This is a genomic window from Pseudomonas viridiflava (genome assembly GCF_900602065.1).
Taxonomy (GTDB): Bacteria; Pseudomonadota; Gammaproteobacteria; order Pseudomonadales; family Pseudomonadaceae; genus Aquipseudomonas.
In genome coordinates this window covers 94,999-120,295 of record NZ_UWFN01000265.1, presented here as the reverse complement: position 1 = coordinate 120,295, position 25,297 = coordinate 94,999, and the positions used below count along the sequence as shown (strand labels likewise).

The 25,297-nt window shown below is 57.4% G+C and carries 13 protein-coding genes and 1 pseudogene; 5 read left to right on the top strand and 9 right to left on the bottom strand.

Annotated features, from left to right (window positions below; all coding sequences use genetic code 11):
• Positions 1-31: 31 nt before the first annotated feature.
• On the top strand, positions 32-1,717 hold the full coding sequence (locus EE949_RS15525; protein WP_122665088.1) for an SEC-C metal-binding domain-containing protein: 1,686 nt from the start codon (positions 32-34) through the stop codon (positions 1,715-1,717).
• A 208-nt stretch (positions 1,718-1,925) separates the two neighbouring features.
• On the opposite strand, the gene EE949_RS15520 is transcribed toward EE949_RS15525, so the two are convergent.
• Positions 1,926-2,330, bottom strand: coding sequence for a helix-turn-helix domain-containing protein (locus EE949_RS15520; RefSeq protein WP_122665087.1), 405 nt, complete (start codon positions 2,328-2,330; stop codon positions 1,926-1,928).
• A 290-nt stretch (positions 2,331-2,620) separates the two neighbouring features.
• A complete protein-coding gene (locus EE949_RS15515; protein ID WP_122665086.1) occupies positions 2,621-3,418 on the bottom strand; it encodes an NYN domain-containing protein in 798 nt (265 codons plus the stop codon).
• Positions 3,419-3,559: 141 nt separating this feature from the next.
• Between EE949_RS15515 and EE949_RS29845 the strand changes: the two genes are divergently transcribed.
• Positions 3,560-3,850 carry a LysE family transporter gene (locus EE949_RS29845; protein WP_346010044.1) on the top strand — a complete coding sequence of 97 codons (291 nt, stop codon included), beginning with the start codon at positions 3,560-3,562 and terminating at the stop codon, positions 3,848-3,850.
• Between the two features lie 191 nt (positions 3,851-4,041).
• Positions 4,042-4,821, top strand: a complete 780-nt coding sequence (locus EE949_RS15505) for a hypothetical protein (protein ID WP_122665085.1) — start codon at positions 4,042-4,044, stop codon at positions 4,819-4,821.
• Positions 4,822-5,524: 703 nt separating this feature from the next.
• Here the strand turns inward: EE949_RS15505 and EE949_RS15500 are convergent.
• Positions 5,525-7,558 (bottom strand): acyltransferase family protein, encoded by a 2,034-nt coding sequence (locus EE949_RS15500; protein ID WP_122665084.1) that lies wholly within the window; start codon positions 7,556-7,558, stop codon positions 5,525-5,527.
• Between the two features lie 435 nt (positions 7,559-7,993).
• On the opposite strand from EE949_RS15500, the pseudogene EE949_RS29840 reads away from it, so the two are divergent.
• Together EE949_RS29840 and EE949_RS15490 are read left to right on the top strand one after the other, a co-directional pair.
• Positions 7,994-8,167: pseudogene (locus tag EE949_RS29840) on the top strand (saccharopine dehydrogenase); the annotation flags it as partial.
• A 3-nt stretch (positions 8,168-8,170) separates the two neighbouring features.
• A complete protein-coding gene (locus EE949_RS15490) occupies positions 8,171-8,653 on the top strand; it encodes a DUF2269 family protein (RefSeq protein ID WP_122665083.1) in 483 nt (160 codons plus the stop codon).
• A gap of 210 nt (positions 8,654-8,863) precedes the next feature.
• Here the strand turns inward: EE949_RS15490 and EE949_RS15485 are convergent, their stop codons facing one another.
• From EE949_RS15485 to EE949_RS15460, 6 genes are all read right to left on the bottom strand, one after another.
• The gene (locus tag EE949_RS15485) at positions 8,864-9,451 is read right to left on the bottom strand and encodes a biliverdin-producing heme oxygenase (protein ID WP_122665082.1); all 588 of its coding nucleotides are present in this window, start codon (positions 9,449-9,451) and stop codon (positions 8,864-8,866) included.
• Positions 9,452-9,546: 95 nt separating this feature from the next.
• Positions 9,547-11,691, bottom strand: a complete 2,145-nt coding sequence (locus tag EE949_RS15480) for an HlyD family efflux transporter periplasmic adaptor subunit (protein WP_122665081.1) — start codon at positions 11,689-11,691, stop codon at positions 9,547-9,549.
• 40 nt (positions 11,692-11,731) lie between these two features.
• On the bottom strand, positions 11,732-13,075 hold the full coding sequence (locus EE949_RS15475) for an efflux RND transporter periplasmic adaptor subunit (protein ID WP_122665080.1): 1,344 nt from the start codon (positions 13,073-13,075) through the stop codon (positions 11,732-11,734).
• On the bottom strand, positions 13,072-13,884 hold the full coding sequence (locus tag EE949_RS15470) for an efflux RND transporter periplasmic adaptor subunit (protein ID WP_205504986.1): 813 nt from the start codon (positions 13,882-13,884) through the stop codon (positions 13,072-13,074). Before EE949_RS15470 ends, EE949_RS15475 begins: the two co-directional genes overlap by 4 nt.
• A 57-nt stretch (positions 13,885-13,941) precedes the next feature.
• On the bottom strand, positions 13,942-15,624 hold the full coding sequence (locus EE949_RS15465) for a TolC family protein (protein WP_205504988.1): 1,683 nt from the start codon (positions 15,622-15,624) through the stop codon (positions 13,942-13,944).
• 152 nt (positions 15,625-15,776) lie between these two features.
• Entirely contained in the window at positions 15,777-25,289 is a 9,513-nt protein-coding gene (locus EE949_RS15460; protein WP_162874451.1) for a beta-propeller fold lactonase family protein, read from the bottom strand.
• Positions 25,290-25,297 lie beyond the last annotated feature (8 nt).

The following is a 25,297-nucleotide window of genomic DNA, read 5'->3' as shown; positions in this document are numbered from 1 at the left end:
AGCCCTGCCTCGAACCTCTACCGGATTCATCATGGACGATTTACAACTCGCGATTAATGCCTCTTCTGAGGTTGGACGCCTTTATAAAGATGCCAAGGCATTCAGTACGCACACGCCCGTCCTGGCTTTGTCTTTCTTACGTGGCTTGGCAGCCGCCTTTTGCAATTGTCTGGATCCCGATTTAGCTAATTATTCCCTTGATGACAAAATCAAGAGCCTGGACGCTCGAGGCCTGATCAAACCTTCCGCCAAAAGGCATCTCCGAACACTGCAATCAAGCGGCAACAAAGCTTCTCATCCTGAGCGGTTTGATTTCATCGAGTTAAATTTCGCCAACCTCGTCGTCGATGCATTAATCGCTGCAAGGGGGCTGGTTGAGTATTTGTATGTCGTGCGCCATGAAAGTGTCCCTACATATGTGGTCACTGTGGACGAGTCGGACTCTCTCAAAGAGATGTGCGCTCGTGCAATGTTAGATGGTGATGTCGAGTCCATTAACCAGGCTGGTGTGTATTTCAAGGAACGCGCTGATCAGCACAATATAGACAGTGCATTCGTGCGTTTGGACGGTTATTCACATGACTCTCGATCCGACATCGATCAGGCGATGTTTTGGTTCAAGCAAGGCGCAGCTGTGCGTCACCCTAACTGTCTCTACCAGTATGGTCTTTATCTTGCCACACATATAAATGTTGAGTCCAAGCAGCTTCATGATGGCGAGCGTTTTATCTACGACGCTGCGCAATATAGGCATCCAGATGCGCTGATTTACGTTGCGCAAAGATGCTTTGAGGGTGGGGGAATATTTAACAAGGATGTAGCTTACTCTCGTGAGTTGTTCGAGCAAGCCGCTGAGCAAGGACACCCCACGGCATTTGCGCAGCTTGGAGCGATTTGGGCCAAAGGTTTGGGCTGTGAAATTGACCTCGCAGCTGCTGCTTCTTACACGCTTCGTGCTGCGGAGGCCGGAGATCCTCAGGGGCAGTTCAACTTATTTGTATTTTATCAGGAAGGTATGGGGTTACCTCAGGATGCCGCTGAGGCAATCCGGTGGTTGAATGAAGCAGCTGCGCAAGACTATCCGCAGGCGGTGTATACCCTCGCTTACTTCATTCAGATGGAAAAGATTCCTGGGCGTGCTTTAGGCGAAACACTCGATCTTTTTGAGCGCGCTATGGCGCACGAGGAGTTTCGTGCTCGGGCTGCTTTGTCGCTGGCAGAGATAATTGAGACGCTTGATCCCTCGCACGTAGACTTGATGCGTGCTGCAAGGTGCCTGCAGATTTGTTATGCCACGCTCGACAAGGATGGCGACCCCAATAATATCCGCGATGACTGCTTGAGTGCATGTGAGCGCATTGTGAGCAGGCTCAGGGCGCATATTAATGTATATGGCCCAGACCTGGCACTGCATGGAGACGATTTGTTTACCAGCACCTTGTTCAGCAAAGAATGCGTGCCTGTTTTGGATAGCCAAGCTCGAATTATGGAGGTATATGAAGTACTGCGTCGAGCTGGAGCTGGAGCCGGTGCAAAGGAACAAAGCACTGCGTACATGATGCGGGAGGCTTGCTTGACGCCTCGACTGGTTAAAACTGCTCATCACCCAGGTACAGAAAGTTATTCCCTCCAAGCTCAAGCAGTAGGGAAGCAGCTTCGTAATGACCCATGCAACTGCGGGTCGGGGAGGAAATTCAAGAAATGTCATGGTAGATGAGGCTGATTAATTATACTTGCGAGTTTGAAAAGGTGCTGCGTGTAACAGACCACAAAACGCATCAGCTCAGCTAATCTTAGTCTCAAAGAAACTAAGCGACTATAGTAGAATACCAACATCCCACCCCTTGCATTTGATAAGTGGCTAACCGATATAGTTATTCATGAATTTAGTACGCTGAGAGGTATGCGTCCGGCCAAGTCATCATTTATTCAGTAAAGCAAAATTCGACCTGCTGGGACTTAGTTACTGAGCGACGACTTGAGGGCTTAGCAGGAGAGCGTGGCACCCGTAACTCATCCCCCGGCGGAATTAGTAGATTGTTGAGAACACCCTCATGATTTAGCTTCGCCAGCTCTTCTTGTGTACGTCGCAGCAAGGCGCTGACTGACTCCCTCGACCCGGTGCACAGAGTGATCGCCACAAGAGTAAGTGGATTTACACTGAGTGGGCCGCTGAGAGCGGTAATCATCTCTAGCGTGGGGCTCGACTGGGCTCGCTCCAATTTGGATACGTAGGTACGGCTGCTGACTTCTGCCAGATTTCTCTGAGTCAATCCCTTGCTGGCCCGCATCGCTTTAAGAACAGCAGCAAATGCATTTTTAAGCGACATGAACACGTTCCTGATTGAGCCAGTCCCTTTGAGCGTGGATAAGCTGGATACGCTGGAAGGGACATTCTAGTTACGTGAAAGCGTATCACGGTATGCCTGGGTTCAATGCTCTAGCGGCACTGAGATGATCATTCAGCTTGATGGAGCTATCTACGCAGATTGGGCTAGGTTAGGCACCAGCAGTGCACTGTTGTCCACGCCTCGGAATATCTTCTGATCCACATCCAGCGCTTCGATGTAATCGCAAGGTGCCTTGGCGATGACCAAGCCTGGTTATTTAGACGGACTCATTATTTGCTCTGCTGTTTGTGCCGTGCGTACATCACAGCGCTGCCACCGGAAGCATTACGTGCCTGAAGCTCGAAGGCGTGCGGGTAGCCTTTGATAAGGTCGCTCAGTTTTTTGTAGCCATGAGTCCTGGGATCGAAATCTGGCCGCAGCTTCGTGATATTCGCGCCTAGCGCGCCTAGGTGTGCCCATCCATCCTCGTCAGCTATGTCGTCGAGGATTTTCGCGATGAATCCCACAGGGGCTTTGGGCTTTTTAAGCTGCTCAGTCTGCGTGGCTACGCTGGACTCGCTGCTGCTGGTAGCGGATGTCTCGGATATCTCACTTGTGGGGAGAGGAGGTGCATCCTCATGTAGCAATTCGATGTAAACGAACTTGTCGCAGGCAGCCACGAACGGCTTCGGTGTTTTCTGTTCACCGAACCCATATACCGTCAGTCCCTCTTCACGCAGGCGAGAGGCGAGGCGGGTGAAGTCGCTGTCACTGGACACTAAGCAGAAGCCGTCGAAGCGTCGGGTGTACAATAGATCCATTGCATCAATGATGAGTGAGCTGTCGGTCGCGTTCTTCCCTTTGGTGTAGGCGAACTGCTGGATCGGCTGGATGGAGTGATCGAGCAGGACTTTCTTCCAACCGCCAAGCTGTGGGCCAGTCCAGTCGCCATAGATGCGCTTGACGCTGGCAACGCCGTATTTAGCGATCTCTTCGAACAGACCTTCAACGATTGCTGCCGGTGCATTATCAGCATCGATCAGAACTGCCAAATGCTTCTGTGCATTGGCGGAAGTGTGTGTGGCCATGGATCATCCTTGAGTGAAAGCACTGCACACCACCATACCCACAATCGGATAATTATTCCGGGCATTTACCTGCGTGTGATGCCCAATGCTTTGACCACTCATCTAAGTGACTTGGCCGGACGGTTACGATCATTCAGCTTGATGGAGCTATCTACGCAGATTGGGCTAGGGGTGATTACCAACATCGGTAACCCCAAGTCCATGGCCTTCTATGCTGCTGTTTTTTCAGCCGCAGCTCCCGCCCACGTTTCGATAGGCACGTTTTTGTCGATGCTGGCAGTTGTAGTGGTGGTTTCAATGGCTTGGTATGGAATGGTCGCAATCGCTTTTTCGCAGCCTAAGATTGCTTTCGCTTATCAAGGAAGGAAAAAAGCAATTGACCGGCTGTGCGGTGGGTTGATTTTGTCGTTGGGGATCTGCCAGCTGGTTTAGCAATACTGTGACTGAAAACTGGCCTGGCTAGGTGACTTCGCTGAACGCATACTATTTTCCACACCCCTTTGCTCGCGGTCCGGCTCTCTCGGTTGTCAGGTAAACGGAACCAACTGTATGGATTTAAGGAGTTGGCGTTTGCAGCGCCGATAGGAAAATACTAGCCATCAACCTGAAGGGCTCAGATCGATATGGATCTTTACCGCATCACTCCCCACCTCAATCGGGCCAAAAGCCTATTGGAGAAGCCTGATGAACCGTCAATGCGCTATGCGGCGCTAGAGTTACGCTTCGCGATGGAGACTGTGGTTTATAGGCAGTTGCAACAGTATGGCGAAGTCATCCCTGGCAGCCTGACAAGAATGTGGAAGCCGGATCAGATCCTTAAACTGCTTATCTCTTTTGATCCGACCGCTGGCCAAGGAGGTGAGTTATCGTTCGCGACTAATGGGCCTGATGAACTACCGCAAGACTTCAAACCAATAGGGGAAACGAAAGCAATACCTTGGAAAGAATTCAGAGGCTTCTACAACAAACTTGGCTCCTACTTACATGTTTCACCGCACAAGCCTGACGGAAAAAAGAGCACCACTCTGACGAAGGAAGCTTTCACGAAAATCATTGCTGGGCTTGAGGACTGCACAACTGCAACGGCTATATTTGCCTTCAAGGCGATCATTTCGGCTCGCTGTGATTGCGACAACATGCTTTATGTCGGACAAAGCGAGTTTAATAATGATGAGCTTACCGTATGCAGCAACACTAAGTGCAACAGGCTTTGGCAAAAAAGGACAACCGATGATGGCCAACAGGTCCTCGATAGGGTCGAAGTGATCACTTTCCGGTGTGCTGATTGCCAGGCATATATTCGTGTTCAGCCGGCGCTCATCTGGCAGCCGATCAGATGCCCAAATTGCCCCTGCAGCTTTAAGATTAATTTGGCCCTGTCGACAGCCACGCGGATTGGATAGGCACAGTTGCAATGGTTGCGCCTTATGGGCGCCGGTCTGTGGTCACCCAATATCAGGTCATTCAACTGCACCCCAGCTCTGTCCGCAATAAAAACGGGGCCAGATCAGCATAGAGGCGCGTTTTTCGCGTCCGCGAAAAATCAGGTAAAGGCTGATGAATGACCTTTATCCACATGCAATCCTATAATCATCCCGCAGCACCTGACAGCTCGGAGCTTTCTCGCCTGATAGATCTGATCGAGCTGCATCAGGCAATCGCAGCGCTCGGCCAGCCACCTGACTATAGTGGCGCTGCACTGTGGCAATAACCAACCGAAAGGAACCCGCGAAATAGGCAAGCCCCCTGTAGATGTATTGGCCTATCACCATGTGCGTGAAGTATTGAGTCAAGAAGGTATCAGTGCTGGGTCGTTAGACTCTCAGCACAAGATCAGGGAAGGGGTGAGCCTGCTGAAGGCTGAGGCCGAACGTCTAGAGCTTCTGAGCTAGAGCTTGATGGCTGAGCTGGACGATGCTGATGCCCCGGTGGCCAAGGAATAAAGGAAAAGACAGGCCATGGCAATGGGGTTAATCAGTTTGTAACCTGAAAGTTTCGGTGTGTTGTACGGCAGATTTTGTTGCCCCGTCCAGTGCCAGGACCGCTGTTGGCGTACGATCCCTGTACGCCTCGGGCATGTTGTTAGTTTGATAGTGCGGTACTGACTTATAGATCCTTACCAAACACCCACTCAAACGATTTTTTCTCTGCTTGATAGATCCTTTCCATCCCCGCATCGCTGATATGGCTGGTGTCAGCGTAAAGTAGCCCCTCTTCACCGTAGCCTCGGCAAAGTTTCTCATCACAGAACTGGGTGATTGGATCAATGAATCTTATGTTCGGTTCTTGGGCTACTGACTCTCTGAGCCAGGACAGAGCGTCCTTACGGGCTGTATCTACAGCAATACGTTCCTCTGAGCAGTGGATATCTCTTTCAACCCTATAGCGGTCAGATCTCATCACGCAGTCTTTAGCTGGTGCATTGAACACAGGAACTGGGCCAATAACGAGGATTCTGTCGATACCCTGCGCGCGAAGGTAGTTATAGGTGCCTTTCAGTTTCTCAACAAAACCAGCGCGAGTATCTGTGAACGGGGTGATGCTGCCGGGCTCGCTCAAGGAGTATTGCCCTCGACCTGTGTACAAGGACCAGCGTGAAAAAATGACTGCAAACTTTGGCTTGATCTCATCTCCAATAAGGCTTTTGGCATTGGCTCTGCCTTTCTCGCATCGCTCGCCCATTGCTTCATCTGGATCGTTTATGTGAGTGTTGAAAAATGCACCACACCCTCCTGAGGATACGCTGGCAATTACTGCGTCATCAGCAAGCGCGTGCTTTGCTATCCCTCGGTAAGCTGCGTCGGCATGTGAATCGCCAATTAGCAGTCCAATCGGTTTTTCGGCTGCGAGATCCAGGCAGGCTTGAGGGTCTGTGATTGAGTGGAGATTGCAGACACCAGCTCGGCTTGCCCGCTTAGGCGCTTGAGCTTCGGTGTAGTTTGAAGCAACTGACGGTGCGTAAACTTTGGTCATGTACACACCGGACAATCCTACGGCTATGCATAGCGATAGCGCTGCGCCCGTATGCTTCCAGTTCGCTCCACGAGGCAAATGCTGGCGCCAGGCTAAGATTTTTTTATCAACCAGCAAATAGGTCGCCCATGCAAGAAGGAGTGAAATGCCGGCCATCGCGAGATCAAATGAGAGATCTCGAGCGCCGAAATGGTATATCCGGCCGAATGAGAGAAGTGGCCAGTGCCAGAGATACCACGCGTAGGAAATCAGTCCGATTGCTACCAATGGCTTCAGTGATAGAGCCCGAGCTACCAGATTCTGGGGTTGAGCTACGCCACATAGGATGATGAGCGCTGCTCCAGCCACTGGCATAATGGCTTTCCAGGAAGGATAGGTATCTTCACCGGAGTACATGAATATTGCAGTTGCAACGAGTGTGAGCCCAAAGAGAGCAATGATTTCTGTTGCAGCTCTCGGAAATCGAAGAACGAATGGAACCAGAAACGCAAGAACCCCGCCTGCTATGAACTCCCATGCTCTCAGTGGCATCAAGAAAAACGCATAATTCCTACCAGCGCCACCGCCTGTTAATGTAATACACCCATACAGAGAAAGGCCGAACAATACAAGGATTGCGGAGATGCAAAGAGCGCGAGCCTTCGTTGATGATAGCTTCCTACATGCAGTGTAGATTCCAAAAATAGCGAGTGGGGCAATGATGTAGAATTGTTCTTCGACCGAAAGTGACCACATGTGTAGTAATGGTTTAACGTCAACCTCTGTGTCGAAGTAGCCTTGACTCCTGAGGAAGAAGTGGTTGGCTATCATTACGGCCGAATTTGTTACCTGTCTTCCAAATGATTCCAGTTCGTCTGGAAGAACTAGTACGAATGGGGCGATGACTGCACACGTCGCAATAACCAATAAATACGGTGGAAGAATTCTCAGTGCCCGTCGAGCCCAGAACTCGCTAAATTTAAATTTCTTTGCCTCCATTGAGCTGATCAGATGGGTAACAATCAGAAAGCCTGAAATCACAAAGAAAATATCAACACCGACAAATCCACCTGGTACCTGAGAAAAGCCCACATGATAGGCAACCACGGCCAGGATGGATAAGGCTCGGAGGCCGTCGATAAATGGCTTGTAGCCAGATGAATACTGCAGTGCTTTGCTGACTGTCATTCTTTGCAAATCGCCTGTATTAGTGTGTGTCAATGGTACTAGCTTTTAGCCATTTACGTCAGGCGTAAAGTCCTGGCAGGTATCATTAATAGGTGACTTCATTTTAGTCTGAGTTGGAACCTCAACAGTTTTCTGGGCTTCCCTTTAGCCGCCGCAGGCCCCTTTCAGGTAAGGCACTTACCCTTGACCTCCATTCCATTCAAACCCTTCTAGAACCCTTTGCTTGGGCCATTTACCCTTTCGAGGGGGTATGCGTGGTGCGGACTACACAGCGCATTCGAAATGGTATGCACCTTTCCTAAGGGACACAATTTCCCCGCGCTCTACCCAAGGACGAAAAAGCACATTGATCCGGAAGAAGTGATCATCCTGAGTTTCTTGATAAAGCTCCTTCAGGATTGATAGGCGTGTATTACCACCGTTGCGAATAATGAGGAAATTCCCAGTTGCGCTGCTGTCGCACTGATTGCGAAGGTCGCACAGGATTACCGTTCCGAGCCTGGTGCCCGACCGTGTGTAGGAGAAATTAACGTTGATGAGTACCTGGCGGCCATTGGTGATCCGCAGGATGTTCGGCTGTCGGTGTGCTTCTCCAGTGAGCAGGGCTGACGGATGCTCTATTTAGGGCTGAAGTATTTGCACGTTATCGCCGCGATTTTCCTGTTCGGATTCGGCATGGGTTCTTTCCTTTATCTGATTGCCGCCAACCGCACGCGAAATCTGCAGGTCATTGCCCACGTCTGCGCAATGGTTGTGCGTTTCGATACCTGGATCACCACCCCGGCAGGTTTTCTGCAAGTCGCCACAGGCTATGCGTTAGTCAGGCTTGCCGGGCTGCCTTTGACGTCGCCATGGCTGCTGACCTCGTTGCTGATCTTCTTCATGGTGGGCGCGCTCTGGCTGCCTGTGCTGGTGCTGCAAAAGCGCTTGCACAGGTTAGCGTTCAGCGCTGCTGAGCAAGGTTTGTCGCTGGATGAGCGATACCAGAGCGCTTACAGCAAATGGTTCTGGATGGGGATCTGCGGTTTTGCGGGGATGTTTGTCATTGTGCTGATGATGGTGACAAAGATGACGCCATGGCAGTGGCTAAGTTGACTCTGTTCCGTCGGAGCAATCCTGTGTCTCTGATACCGCGCTGTCGCCAGCGAACGAATTTGTTGGAGCGAGGCTTGCCCGCGAGCTCGCCAACCCGGTGTGTCAGGCACCACCGCATTAACGTTCTTCGCGGGCAAGCCTCGCTCCAACAGAGCTGTGTTTGCTAGCGAAGGCGCGTTATCAAAGAGGCGGGGCCGGGCGAGCGCTCACTCAGTGAAAGCACTCACGCAGGGCACTGCGATAGAAATCGAAAGCGTCAATGGCGCCCTGAATCGCTTCGGCTTTTTGCGCTTCGTCCAGGTTCAAACCATCCAGCAATGCCACGAACTGACGCCAGTGCAGCGCACGGCCGTCGGGGTGGGCGGCAAGATGGCGTGCGCCGTGTTCTGCGTTGAAGCCCATCTGCTGGGTTTCCTTGAAGAGAAACGCTGCACCCAGATTCGAGCCTTCCGCACAGTACAGCCAGCCAATTGCAGCGTGCATGGAATGCGGCTTCACTGCCGCCGGGGCCGCGGGAACTGACAGGCCGAGGTCTTTCATGTCCGCGCACACGGCGTCAAAACGAGGCAGCTCCCTAAGACCGGGCAGCAACTGATTCAGATCTGCATCGTCGTACAGGTCATGAATGGCACCATGAAAGCGATGCTGAAGGCGCAGAAAGCAGCCGTAGCGTTGATTGTCTTCAAATGGGCGGGACTGCATGACCAGCGTGTCGACGCTGTCATGGTCGCGGGTGCTTCCTGCTTTCAGGCGTTTGCTCAGCGGAAGTTCTGGTGGCTGTTGGGCGTTGGCGAGCATTGGCGAGGGTCCTGTGTGTGCTGCGACAAGTTACCAAATGATGGCCATGGCATGTAAGCGGGGCAACGAGCGGAGCATTAAGAATGCTTAACCGTTCAGAACGAGGACTCGCGAATCAGCACGGTCAGTGTGCTGCGCCAGGCTCGCATGATCAGGCTCTGTGCTTGAGCTTCGATGACCACGGTTCCACGCAAGCCCATTCGGGGGGTGGATGAAACGTGCGAGGGTGTCAGCAGGGCCCGGTAGATGGCCTGCTCGGGTTGCGGAACGCGCTCGCTGTCGAGGGTCGCCGCCAGACCTCCAGCATAGGTCGAAGCCAGCTCCGGTGCAGACGACAGGCGGCGTACGGCGGTGTGCTCGACGCTGTCCAGATTCAGTTCCAGTGACGCTCTGGAGAAGACCTCCGGGTAGAAGCGCGCGCTGCTGCCGGGTTCCAGACGTGCCAGATCATGTTCTTCTACGAAGGCTTCCACGACACCGGCATCGCTGCCGATCAGCGTACCAAGCCACTCGCCCGCCGACAGCCATTCACCTTGCTCCAGTGGGTCGGCAATGTCTGCCATGACACCGCTGAATGGCGCTCGAACGGTCAAATGGCTTGATTGCTGGCGTAGCACCGCCTGACGTTCCAGAGCCGCAATTAACTCCTGGCGGACCACCATCAGGTTAGCCGCAGCCTCCGTGTTGAACTGCTGAAAACTGCTTTGCCATTGCAGGGTGACAATCTGCCGATCAAGGATCGCCAGCTCCTGCTTGAGGCTGGGGGCCTCCAGAATGAACAACGGCTGACCTGCCTCAACGTTCGCACCGGGCTTTACCAGAATCTGTTGCAGCTGCGACCCGACCGGCACGTAAAGTCCCGCCTGTTGCTGGGTGCGCAGCAAGGCCGGGGCATGGATGCTCCCGCGCCAGGGAACACAGGCCAGTAGCAGCAGCCCAAGACATACCAGCAAGGTGCTCAGTGAGTTGCGATTCATGCGGTAGTCCTTGCGTCGGGAGAACCACTCACGCAGTTCGCTGAAGATGGGGCGCAGCAGGAAATAAACGATTTCAACGACGAACAGCAGGATGCCCAACAGCTTGAAGGCGAAGTGGTAGACCAGTAACGCGATCCCTAGAAACAGAAAAAACCGATAGATCCAGGTGCCCAGCGAATAACCAATCAGGGTGCGCTCCAGCCACGGTTCAAAATGTTCGGGGCGTTCTTCACCAAAACGGAACAGCCACTCACGTAAACGCCAGCGCGTCAGGCGGAACGCACGGGTTTGCAGGTTGGGCACGTCGAGCAGATCGGAAAGCAGGAAATAGCCGTCGAACCGCATGAACGGGCTCAGGTTGACCGTCAGGGTCAGAATCCAGGTGGTGGCGGCCAGCATGAACGCTGCGCTGCGCAGCATCCCGTCAGGCAGAAAGCTCCAAAGCAACGTGGCCCAGGCGGCTAATGCCAGTTCCACCAGCATGCCCGCTGCGCCAACGGCCATACGTTGGCGTCGCTGTTTGAGTCGCCAGGCACCGGAGGTGTCGGTGTACAGCACCGGCCACAGCACCAGCAGTGCAACACCCATCGTGGCGACTCTGCCGCCATAACGCTTGCAGGTATAGGCATGGCCGAGCTCATGCAGCACCTTGGACACAATCAGCGTTGCGCCGGCCAGTGCGGCACCTTCCAGCGTAAAGAAGTGCAGGAAGGTATGAATGAAGGTTTCCCACTGGCGTGCCGCCAGAAACAGACCAAGGCCCGCTGCTATCAGCGTCAGGTACAGGAACGTGCGACTGTAGAACGGCTCGACCCAATGACGGGTTTTGCCGAGAAAACGGTCTGGACGCAGTAACGGAATGCGTACAAACAGATAGTTCTTGAGCAGCCAGCTGGCCCAACCGACGCTTTGCGCATCAGCGATATGTTGCAGACGAGCGTTGTCTTCGGCACCGCAGGCTTGCAGCAACTGATTGGTTTGCAGAAAGTTTTTGAACGCAGAGATATCATTCCCATCCAGCTCCAGGGTGCTGTCCTGACTGATCGCGAGGGCAATGGCTGCCACATTCCCCAGATGCCAGCGCGAGAGGATCTCTACTTCAGCCCAGCCGAGCCGGAAAAATTGCCCCCGTGCCGGATCCTCCAGTGTCCAGGTCGGCGAACCGTCCCGATTGCGCGGCCCTTCGTGCAGCAACAGCTCATCGCGCAGTCTGGGGAGTGGCGTTGGTGGATTGGCTGTGCCCGGCAGCGCGGCGCTGTTCATCGGTTGTGCGCCTCATAGCTCGCGCAGGGGACGGCAGGCCTCACAATGCGAGCCAGATGCGTAGCGCTGACAGCGGGCGACGGAGCAGGTAATACAGCACGCTGGTGCGTTCGCCGTAGAGCTTCGCCGTGCCTTTGAGGCCAACCCGAATACGTGGGTCCGCCTCGGTGAATTCGGCTTTCAAGCGATAGGCCATGCTGCCGTCTGCTGTCGGGCTGGCCCGGTAAGCCAGACGTTGCAGGCTCGCAGGCAGCGGTGACGTTGGGTCAGTATTGAGGAACATCAGGATGTCGGCACCCGGCTGCAAGTCTATGGCATCAGCGATGGGCAACTGGATGTCCAGTTGTGCCTCGCTCGGCTCAGCGACCAGCATGATGCGTTCACCTAATGACACCGGACGACCTACCCAGTCGCTCGGATCATCGAACACCGCGACGCCGGCACGGGGAGCCAGAATGTTCATGCGCTTGAGGCTTTCCTGCAGGTAATACACCTCGGTCTGCGCCTGTTCGCGACGCCCCTGCAATACGGCCAGGGTTGCTTTGCTGCGTTCATCGCTGAGCGCTTGTTGCTGAGCCTGACGGAACTCGGCATCAGCGATCGCCATGGCCTGGCGTGATGATTCCAGGCGGCTTTGCAGTTCCCGGGCGTCGAGTTGCACCAGTACCTGCCCGGCCTGGACCAGTTCGTTGGGCTTTACCAGAATTTTTTCCACCACGCCTTGCAGCGGTGCACGCAAAACGCTGGGTTGACGGGCAACGATTTCGGCGGGGGCCAATACCGATTGGCGGACCGGCAAGCTCAGTAGTACGGCCGTTGCGAGCAACCCGGCCAGCCACCGGCGTTTGTGTGATTGGCCAGTTTTGCGTCGGCTGCTCTTGCCCAGCAATGCTGCCCAGGCATGGCCATACGCATTGATCAGCAGGGCAGCCAGTGGCTCCTGCGACGAGGGCAGCAGCGTTTCCCTGGCCAGCAACAGTGCGCCGAGGAGTCTGCCGTCGACATGCCGTAACGGCATCCAGATCAGGTGTGCAGGAAAATGCTCGGCCCACAGCGGCAGGTCATCGGTAGCCAGGCCGGCGGTATTGAGCGAATGAATGTGTTGAGCGTCGGGCTGGTCTTGCCAGCGTTTGCATAAGCCGCTGAGCCAGATATTGAACGGCGCATCCTGCTCGACCACCGCCAGGCCCGAGATTGCGTCGATCCGTGAGCGATCGCAACTCCACAGCAGAGCCTGACGATAGTCGAGCAGCAAGCGGCTGTCGTTGACCATGACAAATGCCAGTTCCTGAGTCGTCAGCGCACTGCGCGCCTGCTGTTCGAGTTGCAGCAGTTGGCTGAGGCTTTGCAGGGCTTGCTGGTCAGGGGGCTCGGCGGTCTTCATTTGGCGCTGACGATGGGCGGAGCGAGTTGCGCGGTGCCGCTCATGCCTGGCAACAGGCTGGCATCGCTGGCTGCGATTCGGCCGAAGACCTTGACCGACTGGCTGAGCGGATCAATGACCGAGCCCATGCGTACAACTTCTGCGGGGTAGCTTTTGCCGGTCTCATCAAGGCTGACTTGAAAGCGGCTGCCGGGCTTGAGCCAGGTCAGCCAGCGCGATGGGGCGATCAGCTCCACGTCGAATGCACTGTTGTCGTAAATGGCCAACAGCTCCTTGCCTTCGGCGACGTATTCACCTGGCTGGACCTTACGCTCGGCAATGCGCCCGGAGAACGGCGCGCTGATACTGCATCGCTGCAGCATGACCCGTCCTACGCCACTTTCAGCGCGTGCCATGGCCAGGGCTGCTTCGGCCTGAGCGACATCCGCAACACTGATGGACTGCAACTGGTCGAGGCGTTTGGCGATCATCAGTTTTTTGCTGGCGGCAGACTCGGCGGCGGTTGAGTGATTGAGTCGCGCCTGGTGAATGGCGCAGTCGAAGGCCACCAGACGTTCGCCTTTCTTGAAGCTTTCGCCTTCTTTCACGTCCAGACTGATGATCTTGCCAGCCAGTTCGCTGGACAGCACCGTGCGTTGGCTCGCGATCAGTTGTACGCGGATGTCGGCTGCCGAGGAGCCAGTCGCCGGGGACCCGACAGTCGAGGCGGTCGAGGGCGGTTGCAGGGGCGCGGGTTCGTCGGCATTGACCGTGGCGCAAGCCATTGCCAGCAGTAACAAGGAATAGGGGAGCGGAGGCGAAATACGCATGGCGGCTTGGGAATCTCGGCAGGGAAGCGCCACCCCGGTCGGAGTGGCGTTAATGGATCAGCGCAGGGTCGGAGTGTTCACCGGAACCAGCTCGGCATCTTGCAGAGAGCCGAGGCTGCTCCAGGTATTGATTCGCGCTGGAGCAGGCGCGGCTTTCGGTGCTGGCAGCGGCTGGGCTACGGTACGGGCCATCAGCGACGGAGCGGCATGCAGGCGTGGCACCGGCGTTTCACCTTTGGCCAGAGCAATCGCGTTGTGGGCGATGGCCTGGCTCAGGGTGGCGACGCTTTTGTCGGCCAGTTGTTCGGGCAGCGGATCAAGCCCGGCAGACTGGTAAACCGCGCCATAAGCGTTCTGCAACTCGGCATAACTGCGATCGCGAGTACGCGTTGCCAGGACCGTTTCGGTGCTGGTGCGTACACGCTCGACCAGCGTTTGCGCGTCGCTTTGGACGGCGCTTTCGGTCTGGGTGAGAATGCCGCGCTGAATACGCTGCAGTTCGTTGGAGCGCTCGAACAGGCGTGATGCGCGTTGGTATTGTTGCCAGGCCACGTTGACTTGAGTCAGCACGGCCATACGCAGTGCCTGGCGGCGAACATCGGCAACGGCTTCGCGCGCTTCGCCAGCCCGGCTGATCGCAGGGTAGGAGAGCACGCTGAGCAGGTTCCAGCTGACTTGCACACCGGCATCGGCCCAGTTGTTATTGGCCATGTAACTGGTGCTGTCGTAATTACCACCGATGAACAGCGAAGCGCCTGGCAGCAGGCGCAACATGGCGCTGCGGGTTTCCAGCACGGCGTTGCGCGCCAGGTAGCCTTCCTCACGGACCTCCGGACGCTTGACCATGGCCATGGTTTCCAGGTCTTCGAGGCTGTAGGCCAGTGGCGGTCGGGTCAATTGTTGCTCGCTGGGAACGACCAGGCTGTATTGGGTGGCCGGTGGCAGGTTCATCAACGCGGCCAGTCGGGATTTGGCAGTGGCCAGTTCGCTGTCCACTGATTCCAGTTGGCGGACCATTTCCAGCAGCCCCTTCTGGAAGCGCAGGGCATCCAGCGGCGCGAGCAGACGTTGTTTCTCGGTCTGTTGCGCGCGCTCCAGTGCACTGCGCGCTTCCACCAGTGTGCGTTGCACCTCAGGTTTCAGGCGCTCGGCCGTGGCGGCTTCCCAGTAGGCGGCACGTACCTGCTGAATGATGTCGGCCACCACTCGCCTGCGGCGTTCCTCGGCTCCCAGGGTTTTGTTGGCCTGAGCTTTGGCGCTGAAGTAACCGAGGCCGAAATCAAGGGTGTTCCACGACATTTGCAGGTCGGCGTTGCGGCTGGAGCGGTCCTGACTGGTGGACGGCTCCAGGGACTGGCTGCCGGTGCGAATAGATTCGCTGGACGACGCCGACACGTTGTCACGTCCACGCCAACCCGCCCGCGCCGCCAGTTTGGGTAGCATGTCGAGGTTCTGTGCGTCCAGCAGGTTGTCTTCCAGCGCTCGCTCCATCAGCATCAGACGTTGCTGCAGGTTGTATTTCACGGCCCGGGCCATGGCTTCATCCAGGCTGATTGGCCGGGTGACGGGCTCTTGGGCGTCGAACATCTTGACCCGGTCGGAGCTCGCCTCAGCGATTTGCTGGTCGAGGGTGATCGCTTCGGGTTTCACGGCGCAGGCAGACAGGCTGAGCGTGGCCAGGCCGATGGCCAGACGCAGCGACAGGCGACCAGTGAGGCCTGGAAGTTTGGTGTTGATCACGAGTGTTCCTCTGAAAAGTGCTGTCCGTACCGCGATCGGGTGAGGCCGGGGTGCGGGCCAGTTTGGGGCGGCGACAAGATAAGAATTATTCTTGATAACAGGCAATTGCGGGTTCATTAAGAATGCTTAATGAACCCGCGTCGTTGTTGCGATCAGGCCGCGTCGCGGTCGGATTTTTCCCCGGGCGTGGCATCTTTTGGCAGCAGTGCGGCGAGCAGTGCCTGAGCCCGGGCCAGCAGTCCGCCCTGGCTGGCGACCTGCAGTTGCTCGCTGACGCCTCTCTGTGCCGACGCCTGTGAGCGAGGCTCTGCGGTTTGAAGCGCGGGCGTCTGTTCAGGCGTTAGGCTGAGTGTCCGGTTGCCGTCGGTTTGCAGCTCTACGGGAATGCGCGCCTCTTTACCGCTCGCGTCCCGGGCAATCAGCACCAGCCGCAACCGTTCTGCCTGCTTCATACGATCGCGGTCAACCACGATCTTGCCGGTACGACTGTCGAAGCTGACCCAGCCCGGCAGCGGTAGCCCGTTGCTCAGGCGCAGGCTGACGGTCAACTGGCTGTCGCGGCTGCTGAAAATCCCGTCCGGTAGCTGGAAGTCGATCCGTGACGATGTCCCGCTCATGTCCAGCAAGGCACCGATCCGCTCGCGGTTGGTTGATAACGTCGTGCCATCGGGGGATGTCTGGCTAACCCACAGGGCGCTCTGCCCATTGGCTGTCCGCAACGGTGTGTCGAACACCGTAAAGCCGGAATCAGGCTGGGTGAAATCCAGAGGCTGGCCGAAGCTGTCGAGTCCGATGTTGTCGGTGAAACGTAAGGGCCTGTTGCCCGCGACCTCACCGACAAGGCTCGGCGATGACGCGCTTTCCGGTCGCCCTGAAGAGTCAAAAACAGGGTCGCGGGAAGCCGACGGCGCTGTATGCCAGGCGACCGGATCGACGGGAATTACCGGGCTTACGCTGTCGATCACCGGCGTCGGATTGCCTGCACCGGGTTCGCTTGCGACCTGTACGGTGAAGTTGATCGTGCGCGTGGCGGTCAGCCCGGCAGTGTCGCTGACCACCAGTGTCAACACGCCGCTGCCAGTCGGGATGCCGGACAGAATGCGAGTGGCCGGATCGAAACTCATGCCGTCGGGCACGACATCGGCCTGCCAGGTCAGCGTGTCGCCGTCCGGGTCGTTGAACAGGTTGGCGGGGAGGGTGACGCTGTAGTTCTGGCCGACGGTGCCTGGTGTCAGGTTGTACGGCGTGGTGCCCGCGATGGGCGACTGGTTGGCCGCCGGGTCGCGCAAGGTGATCTGCACCACGCGGGTCTGGCTGGTCAGTGCGGCATCACTGAAACTCATATTGAGATTCACTGAACTGTTACTGACGCCGGTAGCGTCTGTGGCGTAGGTCAGCTTGCCGAAAATGGCATTGGCGTCTGCGCTGCTGACCTGAGCTGTAAAGGTCAGGGTCAGCGTGCCGTTGAGGTCGATCAAGCTCGCAATGGCCGCGCCGCCCTTGAATATCTGGCCGTTCACCAGGCTCAGGCCATCGCCGTCGGCAAATCCGAAATGGTCACGGCTGTCGGCTGATGGAGCGCGGGAAATACTCACGCTTGCGCCTTGGTAGTTGCCTGCGCCAGCGTTGGCCGCATCCAGTTCAGCGTCGCTGAGGCTCAGCCCTGGCGCCAGTATTACCGGGTCTGTGCCGATGATGTAGATCGGCGCGGGCGTGGCGATGACGCTGAGCGACGTCAGGCCCTGACCTACGACAATGGCGTTGCCGTTACTGTCCAGAACGATCTGTTTCGCGCCGCCGAGCGTGCTGCTGTCGCTGCTTTGCAGGGTGTCGGCAAGGATCAGTGTCTGATCTACCACTGCGTAGCGATTCAGGGTGCCGTTTGCGGTTGAGACGAACAGTGCAGCGCCATCGTCTGAGAGGACCAGATCGCTGATATCGCCCAGGCCGCTGGCGACAACGCCTATTAACGTGAAGCTGCCATTACTGGCGTCGAAACTCAGCAGGCGTACGCTGTCGCCGCCAGCGATGTAAACGTATCGACCATCGTTTGACACGGCGACATGTTGCAGGCTGCCCAGTTCGACCGGGTTGTCGATTGCAGGATCTGTTGGGGTGTTTCGGATAAAGCCCAGCAACGTCAGTTGCCCGTCGCTGCCTTGACGGTAGGCGATCAGGCTGTTGCTGTAGTCGGTGCTGACGAATACCAGATCTCCCGACACATCAATTGCAGTGGGTAGCCAGAGGTAAGGCGCGTTCCAGCCATCGCCCAGCGTCTGGGTTTGAGTCAGTTGACCCGTGCCTGCATCGCGGCTGTAAACCAGCAGGCTGGTGCTGCCGAGGATGTACAGCGAGCGACCGTCAGGCGACTGGACAATATCCTTTGTCTCGTAGAATTCGAAGTCGCTTTGGGAGCTCAGGGTCTGAACAACGCGCAGCACGCCAGAACTGTCGCGGCTGTAAATCGCCACGCCGTTTTTCTCGGCATCAATGGCACCGATGGCATAGAGCGCCTGGCCATCGGCACTGATCAGCAGGCGGTTGATCGAGGTGAGTTCGCCTCCACCCGGCAGGGTGCTGAGGTAGGTCAATTCGCCTGTTGTCGCGTTGCGGCTGAACAGGGCGATGACGCCTCTGTTATCGGCGGCATACAGCGTCGAACCGTCCTGAGAAAGGCTGATCGCGGTCACACTCGACAGCCCGCCAAGCGTGCTGATGCTACTCGTGACCTGAATATCACCCAGCGCGATGACCGGATCCTTGACGATCACCGGTGTGTCATTGACCGGCGTTATGTCGATGCTCAACGCCATGGTGCTGGAGGTCAGGAAGCGGTCAGACAGGGTCACGCTGATCGCGAGGCTGTCAGCCGGGGCGTGATCGGCACTCACATAGGTAATCTGACGCAGGGTGTTCTGTACGTCCGCAGTGGTCGGGATAGTGCCCGCGTCATCATTGAAACGAATGGTCAGCACGCCGTCCGTGTTGGTCACTTGGCCGATGACGACGCCGTCCTTGAGTAAGGTACGGCCCTCCAGGCTCAGACCATTACCGGCATTGAAACCCAGCGTGTCGAGGCTGGTAGCACCGCTGCCTAGCGTCAGGGTCAGGGTGGCACCGCTGTAGTTACCGGCGCCGCCGTTCAGGGCGTCCATTTGTGCGTCGGTGACCGTTGCACCGGGAGCGATCGCAATTGCACTGTCGCCTTCGGTATAGGGGCGCGCTGGCACCGGGCCGGCCAGTACGGGCGCGGTGTTCGGGGTACTGGCGGGTTTGAGAGTGACGGTGACCTCGTCTGCCAGCACTGTTGTCGGCGAGCTGCCGCTGGCAAAATTCTCGGTAATGCTCAGGCCGATGCTGCGGGTACCGCTCAAACCGCTGCCGGTGTTGTTGTAGGTGATGCCGTCGATAAGTGTGGCGGTGCTGGCTGGATCTCGGCCCACAAAAATCGTCAACGTTGCCACACCGTTCTCCACGAGAACACTGTACTGAATACCGCTGGCAGTCTTTGGTGTGCCGTTGGTTGTTTGCAGCACAATGTTGCTGCCGTCGACTCGCAGCACTTCGTTCGGACCGCTGGCATCGACCGTAATGAAGACTTTCCAGATCGTCTGATCAGTCTCGATGGTGTCGATTTGCGTGCCATTGAACAGCTTCACCCCTTCGCCGTTTTCGGCGAGGTCGGGGTTGAGCGGGGTACTGATCAGCACGGACGGGTCATTCACGCCGTGCAGATCAACGCCCACTTCCAATACCGTGCTGTTGCCTGCGCCGTCGTCAAAGGTAACGCTGAAGTCCGGCGTTGCTCCGGCCCGCTCCGGGTCGTTGCTGGTATTGGCGTAAGCGATCTGGCGCAATACGTTCTGCGCATCTGCCTGGCTGCTGCCTGCCAGGAAAGTCACCGTCAGTTCGCCATTGGCCTGCACGAATGTGGCAATGGCCACGCCGCCTTTCATGATCTGGCTGCCATCCAGAGTCAGGCCATTGCCATCCAGGAAGGTGAACAGATCGTCGGCCAGTGCGCCGCCATCGCGGACGATGCTGATGCTGGCGTCTTCATAATTGCCGGTAACATCCAGTGTCGGGCTGGACAGGTGAGCGCTGGGCAACAGCGCGCCAGCGGAACCGCCTTCGGTGTAATCAAGGCGTGGCAGGTCGACGTTCATGGTGAAGAGTATTGAGGTTCCGGTGTCGCTGATGTACAGCTGTTTGCCGTCGTTACTCAGGCTGATGCTGTTCAGGCTTTTGAACGACAGGCCGAACTCGGTCCCGTCATCCGTCACGTCCGCATAGTGGGTGAGCGTGCCGTCGGCTGCGCGAGTGAACACTTTGAGGGTGTCTTCACCGACCAGAAACACTGCCGAACCATCGGCGGAAACCACCAGATCGCTGCCAGCCAGATTCACTGCGCTGCTGCCAATCAGCGTCAGGCGGCCATCGCTGCCGATGCTGATGGCTTCAAGGCTGCCAGGTGTGCCGTTGTTGATGGCGTAAAGGGTTTTGCCATCGGCGGAGACGGTCAGCCCGCCAATGTAGTTTTCCCCGGTGCCGACGCTGTTGAGGTAGGTCAACACACCGTCGGCACCGATACGCAGTGCGCTGGCAATGGCATTGCCGCCGGTGCCACCGACGAACAGGAACTGGCCGTCCACCGAGAGTTGCAGGCGATTGATGCTCGCCAGGCCCTGCATGCCATCGGCACCGTCGCTGTAAGTTTTGTCCAGTGTCAGCGAGCCATCGGCTTGCTGGCTGAACACCGACAGGCTATCACCGGCGGCGATGTACACATGGCCGCCAACGCTGACGATATCGCGGATAGCGTCGACACCACCGGCAATGGCACTGCCGTTCAATGTCCCGGCCAGGGCCAGTTCGCCGCTGCTGGTGTCGCGGCTGAAAACCACTACCGCGTTGTCAGTGCTGCCAATCACATACAGCGACTGCTGATCGGCCGACAGCACCACTTTGATTGCGCCGCCCAACCCGGCGATGCCATCGGCCAGGCTGGCGTCGAACAGGCTTCGTACCAGTGTCAGGCTGCCGTCCGCGGCCCGGCTGAACTGGCTTAGGTAGGAAGTGCCGCTTTCCGGGATGCTGACCACATACAGGTACTTGCCGTCGCTGGACAGCACGGAGTCCTGAGCGCCGCTGAGTACATCGGTAAAGAGCTCGGAGCTCCAGCCATCGGTCTGGCCTGCATACTCGATATCTGTGGTATCACCGCTCAACACCGGTGCGAGTGCCGGGTCGGCAGCGACGGTCAGGGTCACCTGCAGATCACGACTATTGCCGAGGGTATCGGTCACGGTGACGGTAATGGTGTAGCTGCCTTTGCTGTCTGGCGTACCGGAAACGGTTCGGGTGGCCGGGTCGAAGCTGAGGGTCGAGGGCAGGCCATCGACTTGCCACGTCAGCACATCGCCCTCGGCATCCTTGAACAGATCCTCAGGCAATACGACGCTGTACGAATGATTGACCGTTGCGGTGACGGGCACATAACTGTCGTTGCTGACCACGGGCGCATGGTTAACCAGCAAGACGACCACGGTGCTGTCGGATTTGCCGCCATCGCCGATGCTGACGCTCAGGTTGACCCTGGCTGGCGCGGTGCTGTCGCCGTTCTGATAGGTGACTTGCTTGAGCACCTGATTGGCCAGGGTTTTGTCCACGCTGGCGGTGAAGGTCACGGTCAGCTTGCCTGCATCGATCATGAAGTCGGCGATGGCCTGGTCTTGATAGAGAATCTTGCCGTTTTCCAGGCGCAGGTCGTTACCGTCGGCGAATGCGAACAGATCACTGACAGATGCCGTGCCGGAGCGGACGATGGTCAGCACCGTGCCCTTGTAGTCGCTCAAGGTGTCGAAGTCGGCGTCAGCGAAGCTCACGCCGTCGGCAAAGGTGGTGGGGTGTTGATCGCTGTAAACGGTATTGGCGCGGGCCGACAGAATGGCGACGCCCGTGCTGACCTGCGAAGACCCTGTGTAGATGTTCAGGCCGTCCGCGCTGACGGCCAGGTGGTTGATGCTCTTGCCAACGTTGACGCTCTCGGAAAAGGTCAGTTTGCCTGTCGTGGCATCCCGGGCGAATACCAGTACTGACTGGCCACCGAACGTGGTGACGTACAGCGCTGAGCCGTCCGCCGACAAGGCCATCTCGCGCATGGTCAGCGCAGTGGTGTACTTGCTGTTGTAGGTATCGACGGTGCCGACGTAGGTCAGCCCGCCATCGACGTCGCGCTGGAAGATGCTGATGGTGCCGATGGCATTAGAGCCGACATACAGGAACTGATCGTCCGGTGAAATGACGATGTCCTGCAGGTTTTGCAGGAAGCGGTTGTCAGTCGGTTGCACACCACTGTCCGGGTCGGCGCTGATACTGGCCTGATTGACGGCCGCCACATAGGTCAGGATGCCGGTGCTGATGTCACGCTTGAGGATCGTGATCATCGCGTTGCCGTTGTTACTGACGTACACCGACGTGCCGTCGGCAGACACGACCAGCCCGGTAGGCTGATTCAATCCCTTGTCGGCGGTACCTCCCAGATAGGAACCGATAAACGTCAGGTCGCCTGTGGCTGGGTCGCGAGAGAAAAAGGCGATTTCGCTTTTGTTTGTGGAGCCGTCGTTCGCGCGCACACCGTTGATGGTGTACAGCGACTTGCCGTCAGCCGAGAGCACGATTTCGCTGACCACAGTATCCAGGCCCGAGGTGGTCAGGCTGCCATTCACTTCGCCTTGGGTGGCAACGATGCCGCTGTAGGTCAGCGCGCCGTTGGCTGCGTCGCGGGTGAACAACACCAACGAATAGGCAGTGGCGCTGCCCGTGCTGGAGTACCCGGCCACATACACTGAAGTGCCGTCCGGGGAGACGGTCAGGGTGTTGGCGCCATTGAGACCGTTGACTTCGATGGCGGTGGTGTTCGGGTCGTCGCCGGTGCCTTGAGTGAAGGTCTGCAACAGGGTCAGTTCGCCGCTGGCCGTGTCCCGGGCGTAGACCCGGATATACGCGATGCCCGTTAGGCTCGCGCCGCTGCTGCCGGTGACGTACAGGGTTTTGCCGTCCGTGGACAGCGTGACGCTGGTGACGTAATCGGTGTTGCCGGACAGCGTGCCATCGGAATAGAACAGTGTCGGGTCGGGATCGACGTCCACTTGCAGCACGGGCGCATTGTTGACTGCCAACACAATATTCGCGACCAGCCCCGGCGCGCCGGTGTCCTTGCCATCGTTGGCCGTACCGCCGTTATCGCGCAGGGTGACCAGCGTCACGTTGCGGTTGCCGGTGACGGCCTGGTTGCTGTCATTGACGTATGCGATGGCGTTGACCAGCGCTTGCGCGGCGAAGGTGCTGATGCCGCTGGCGCTGCTGATGGTCAGGCTGCCAACGCCATTGGTCAGGCTGTAAACGTAGCTATAACCGTTAATGGTGGTATTGCTGCTGGAGGTGGACAGATCGATGCGCGTGCCATCAATGATGATGAATTCGTTGGCGACTGAGCCAAGGCCATCGATGCTCAGCTTCATCTCGATGATGCTCTGACCGACTTCGCCGGTGTTGACTGAGGCGTCCTTGAACAACGTCGCCACAGTGCCCTTGGTATCGTAAACCGGCTGCACCGGCACGGTAGCGCCGAGGGTCGGTGCGCTGTTGTCGGTCAACAGAAGAGCAACCGTTGCTGCAACGCTGCTCAACGTGCCATCGCTGGCGCTGATGTTCAGTCTGACCAATGTGCCGTCGACGTTATTGCCGGTGTTGCTGTAGGTGATCTGTTGCAGGACAGCGTTGGCATCGGCGCTGCTCGCCGCGGCTGTGAAGGTTATCGTCAGAGTGCCGCCGCTCTCGGTGAAGGTGGCGATTTCCACGCCATTCTTCAGGATTCTGTTGTTCTCCAGTGTCAGGCCCGATGCCGTGGCGAAGCCGAACTGATCCTCGCCGTTCGCGCCACCGCTGCGCTCAATGGTGATGCTCGCGCCTTGATAATTACCGGCGTTGTTGGCAAGGCGGTCGAGGTTGGCATCGGACAGGGTCAGGCCATCAGTGATTCTGGTTTCACTGCCATTGATGTAGCTGAGCGTGGTGCTGAAGCGGCTCAGGCTACTGCCTGCCACGACCAGCGATTGGCCGTCCGGTGCGAGGCTTACTGCTCCCGCGCCACTCACGTCGTTGAGAGTGCGGGTCAGGCTCAGAGCCCCGTTGGCGCCAATGCTGTAAACGCTCAATGTGCCTGCGCTGCTGGAAGTGGCATACAGTTTGGTGCCGTCGCCGGAAACGCTCAGTGCGCTGACCCCGGCCAGGCTGGTACTGCCCAGCGATACCAGGGTTTTTCCGCTGCCGTCGCCTTGCAAGGCATAAATGCGAATGGTCGAGCCGTCACCGATGTAGATCAGGCTGCCGTCTGCCGAGGCGGTCAGTGAAGGGGTGATGCTGGTGGGGATCCCGGTGGAAAGGGTGCCTGCCGACAGCTTGGTCAGCTTGCCATCTGCATCACGCTGCAGGGTTACCAGGCTGGTGCCAGACGCAACGAAGACATAGTCCCCGGCACTGACGATGGTTCGTGTGCGACCACCACCCAGGGCGCCCTCCTGAAGGGTCGGCAAGCCAGTACCGCTCAGCTCTCCGGTCGCGGTATCACGAGTGAACACGGTTATGCCGCCAACCCGGGTGGAGACGTAGACCTGCTTGCCGTCGCTGGACAGCGCCACACTTTGCAGCTCGCCACCACCACTGGTGCTATTGAGATAGCTGAGGGTGCCGTTATCCGAGACGTCGAGCGTGATGATGTTGCTGCCGGAAATGGCATACATCGACTTGCCATCGCTGCTCAAAGCCAGGTCGGTGATGCTGCTCAGATTGGTGCTGTCTTTGAAGACCTGCTCACTGGTCAGCGCCCCGTTTGCATCCACCGCGAATTTGACGATGGTGCCCGACGCATTGGCCGCATAGAGGTACTTGCCGTCGCTGGAGTAGACCACTTCCTTGCTGGTGCCCAGGTCCGCAAGGGTGACGGATTGCGCCAGATCCGGAATCCCGGCATCGCCAATCACCGGGGGGCGGTTGATCTGGTTATCGAGGTTGATCGTGGCGCTGATGTTCAGTGTGGCGGTGTCGCTGTCGTCACTGAGGCTTTTGAGTGTGATAGTGGTTGCGCCGCTCTCGATGCTACTGTCTTTTACTTGATAGGCAATGTTATCGATCAGGTTAGCGACGTCAGCAGGCGTGTTGTCAGCCGACGAATTCAGGGCGATGGTCACCGTGGTGATGTCGCCGTTGACAGCGACGGTGTACGCGTACTTATGGGTCTCGGTTACACCTGGCCCTGTCGTCAGATCGATTGTCGTGCCATCGATCACCAACGCCTGATTGGCACCGCTGCTATTGACTGTGACCACCAGTGATTCCAGCTCATGGTTGGCACTGTCTGCGCTGACTGCTACTGCGCCGAACAGATCCACCGCCGGGATAGTGGTGGTACTGTCAGTGACCGTGACAGTGGCGTTCGCGGGCGTTGCTTCTACACCGGGCGCGACATCGGTGGCCGCGACCTGCACAGCGACGTCCGCTGCCGTCGCCACGGCTGCCGCATCGAACATCATGCGCGGTTCCAGGGCCAATGCCAGGCTGGCGTGCTTGAGGCGTTTGCGTGTGTTCGAGGCGGGCAATGTCATGGCGGTGT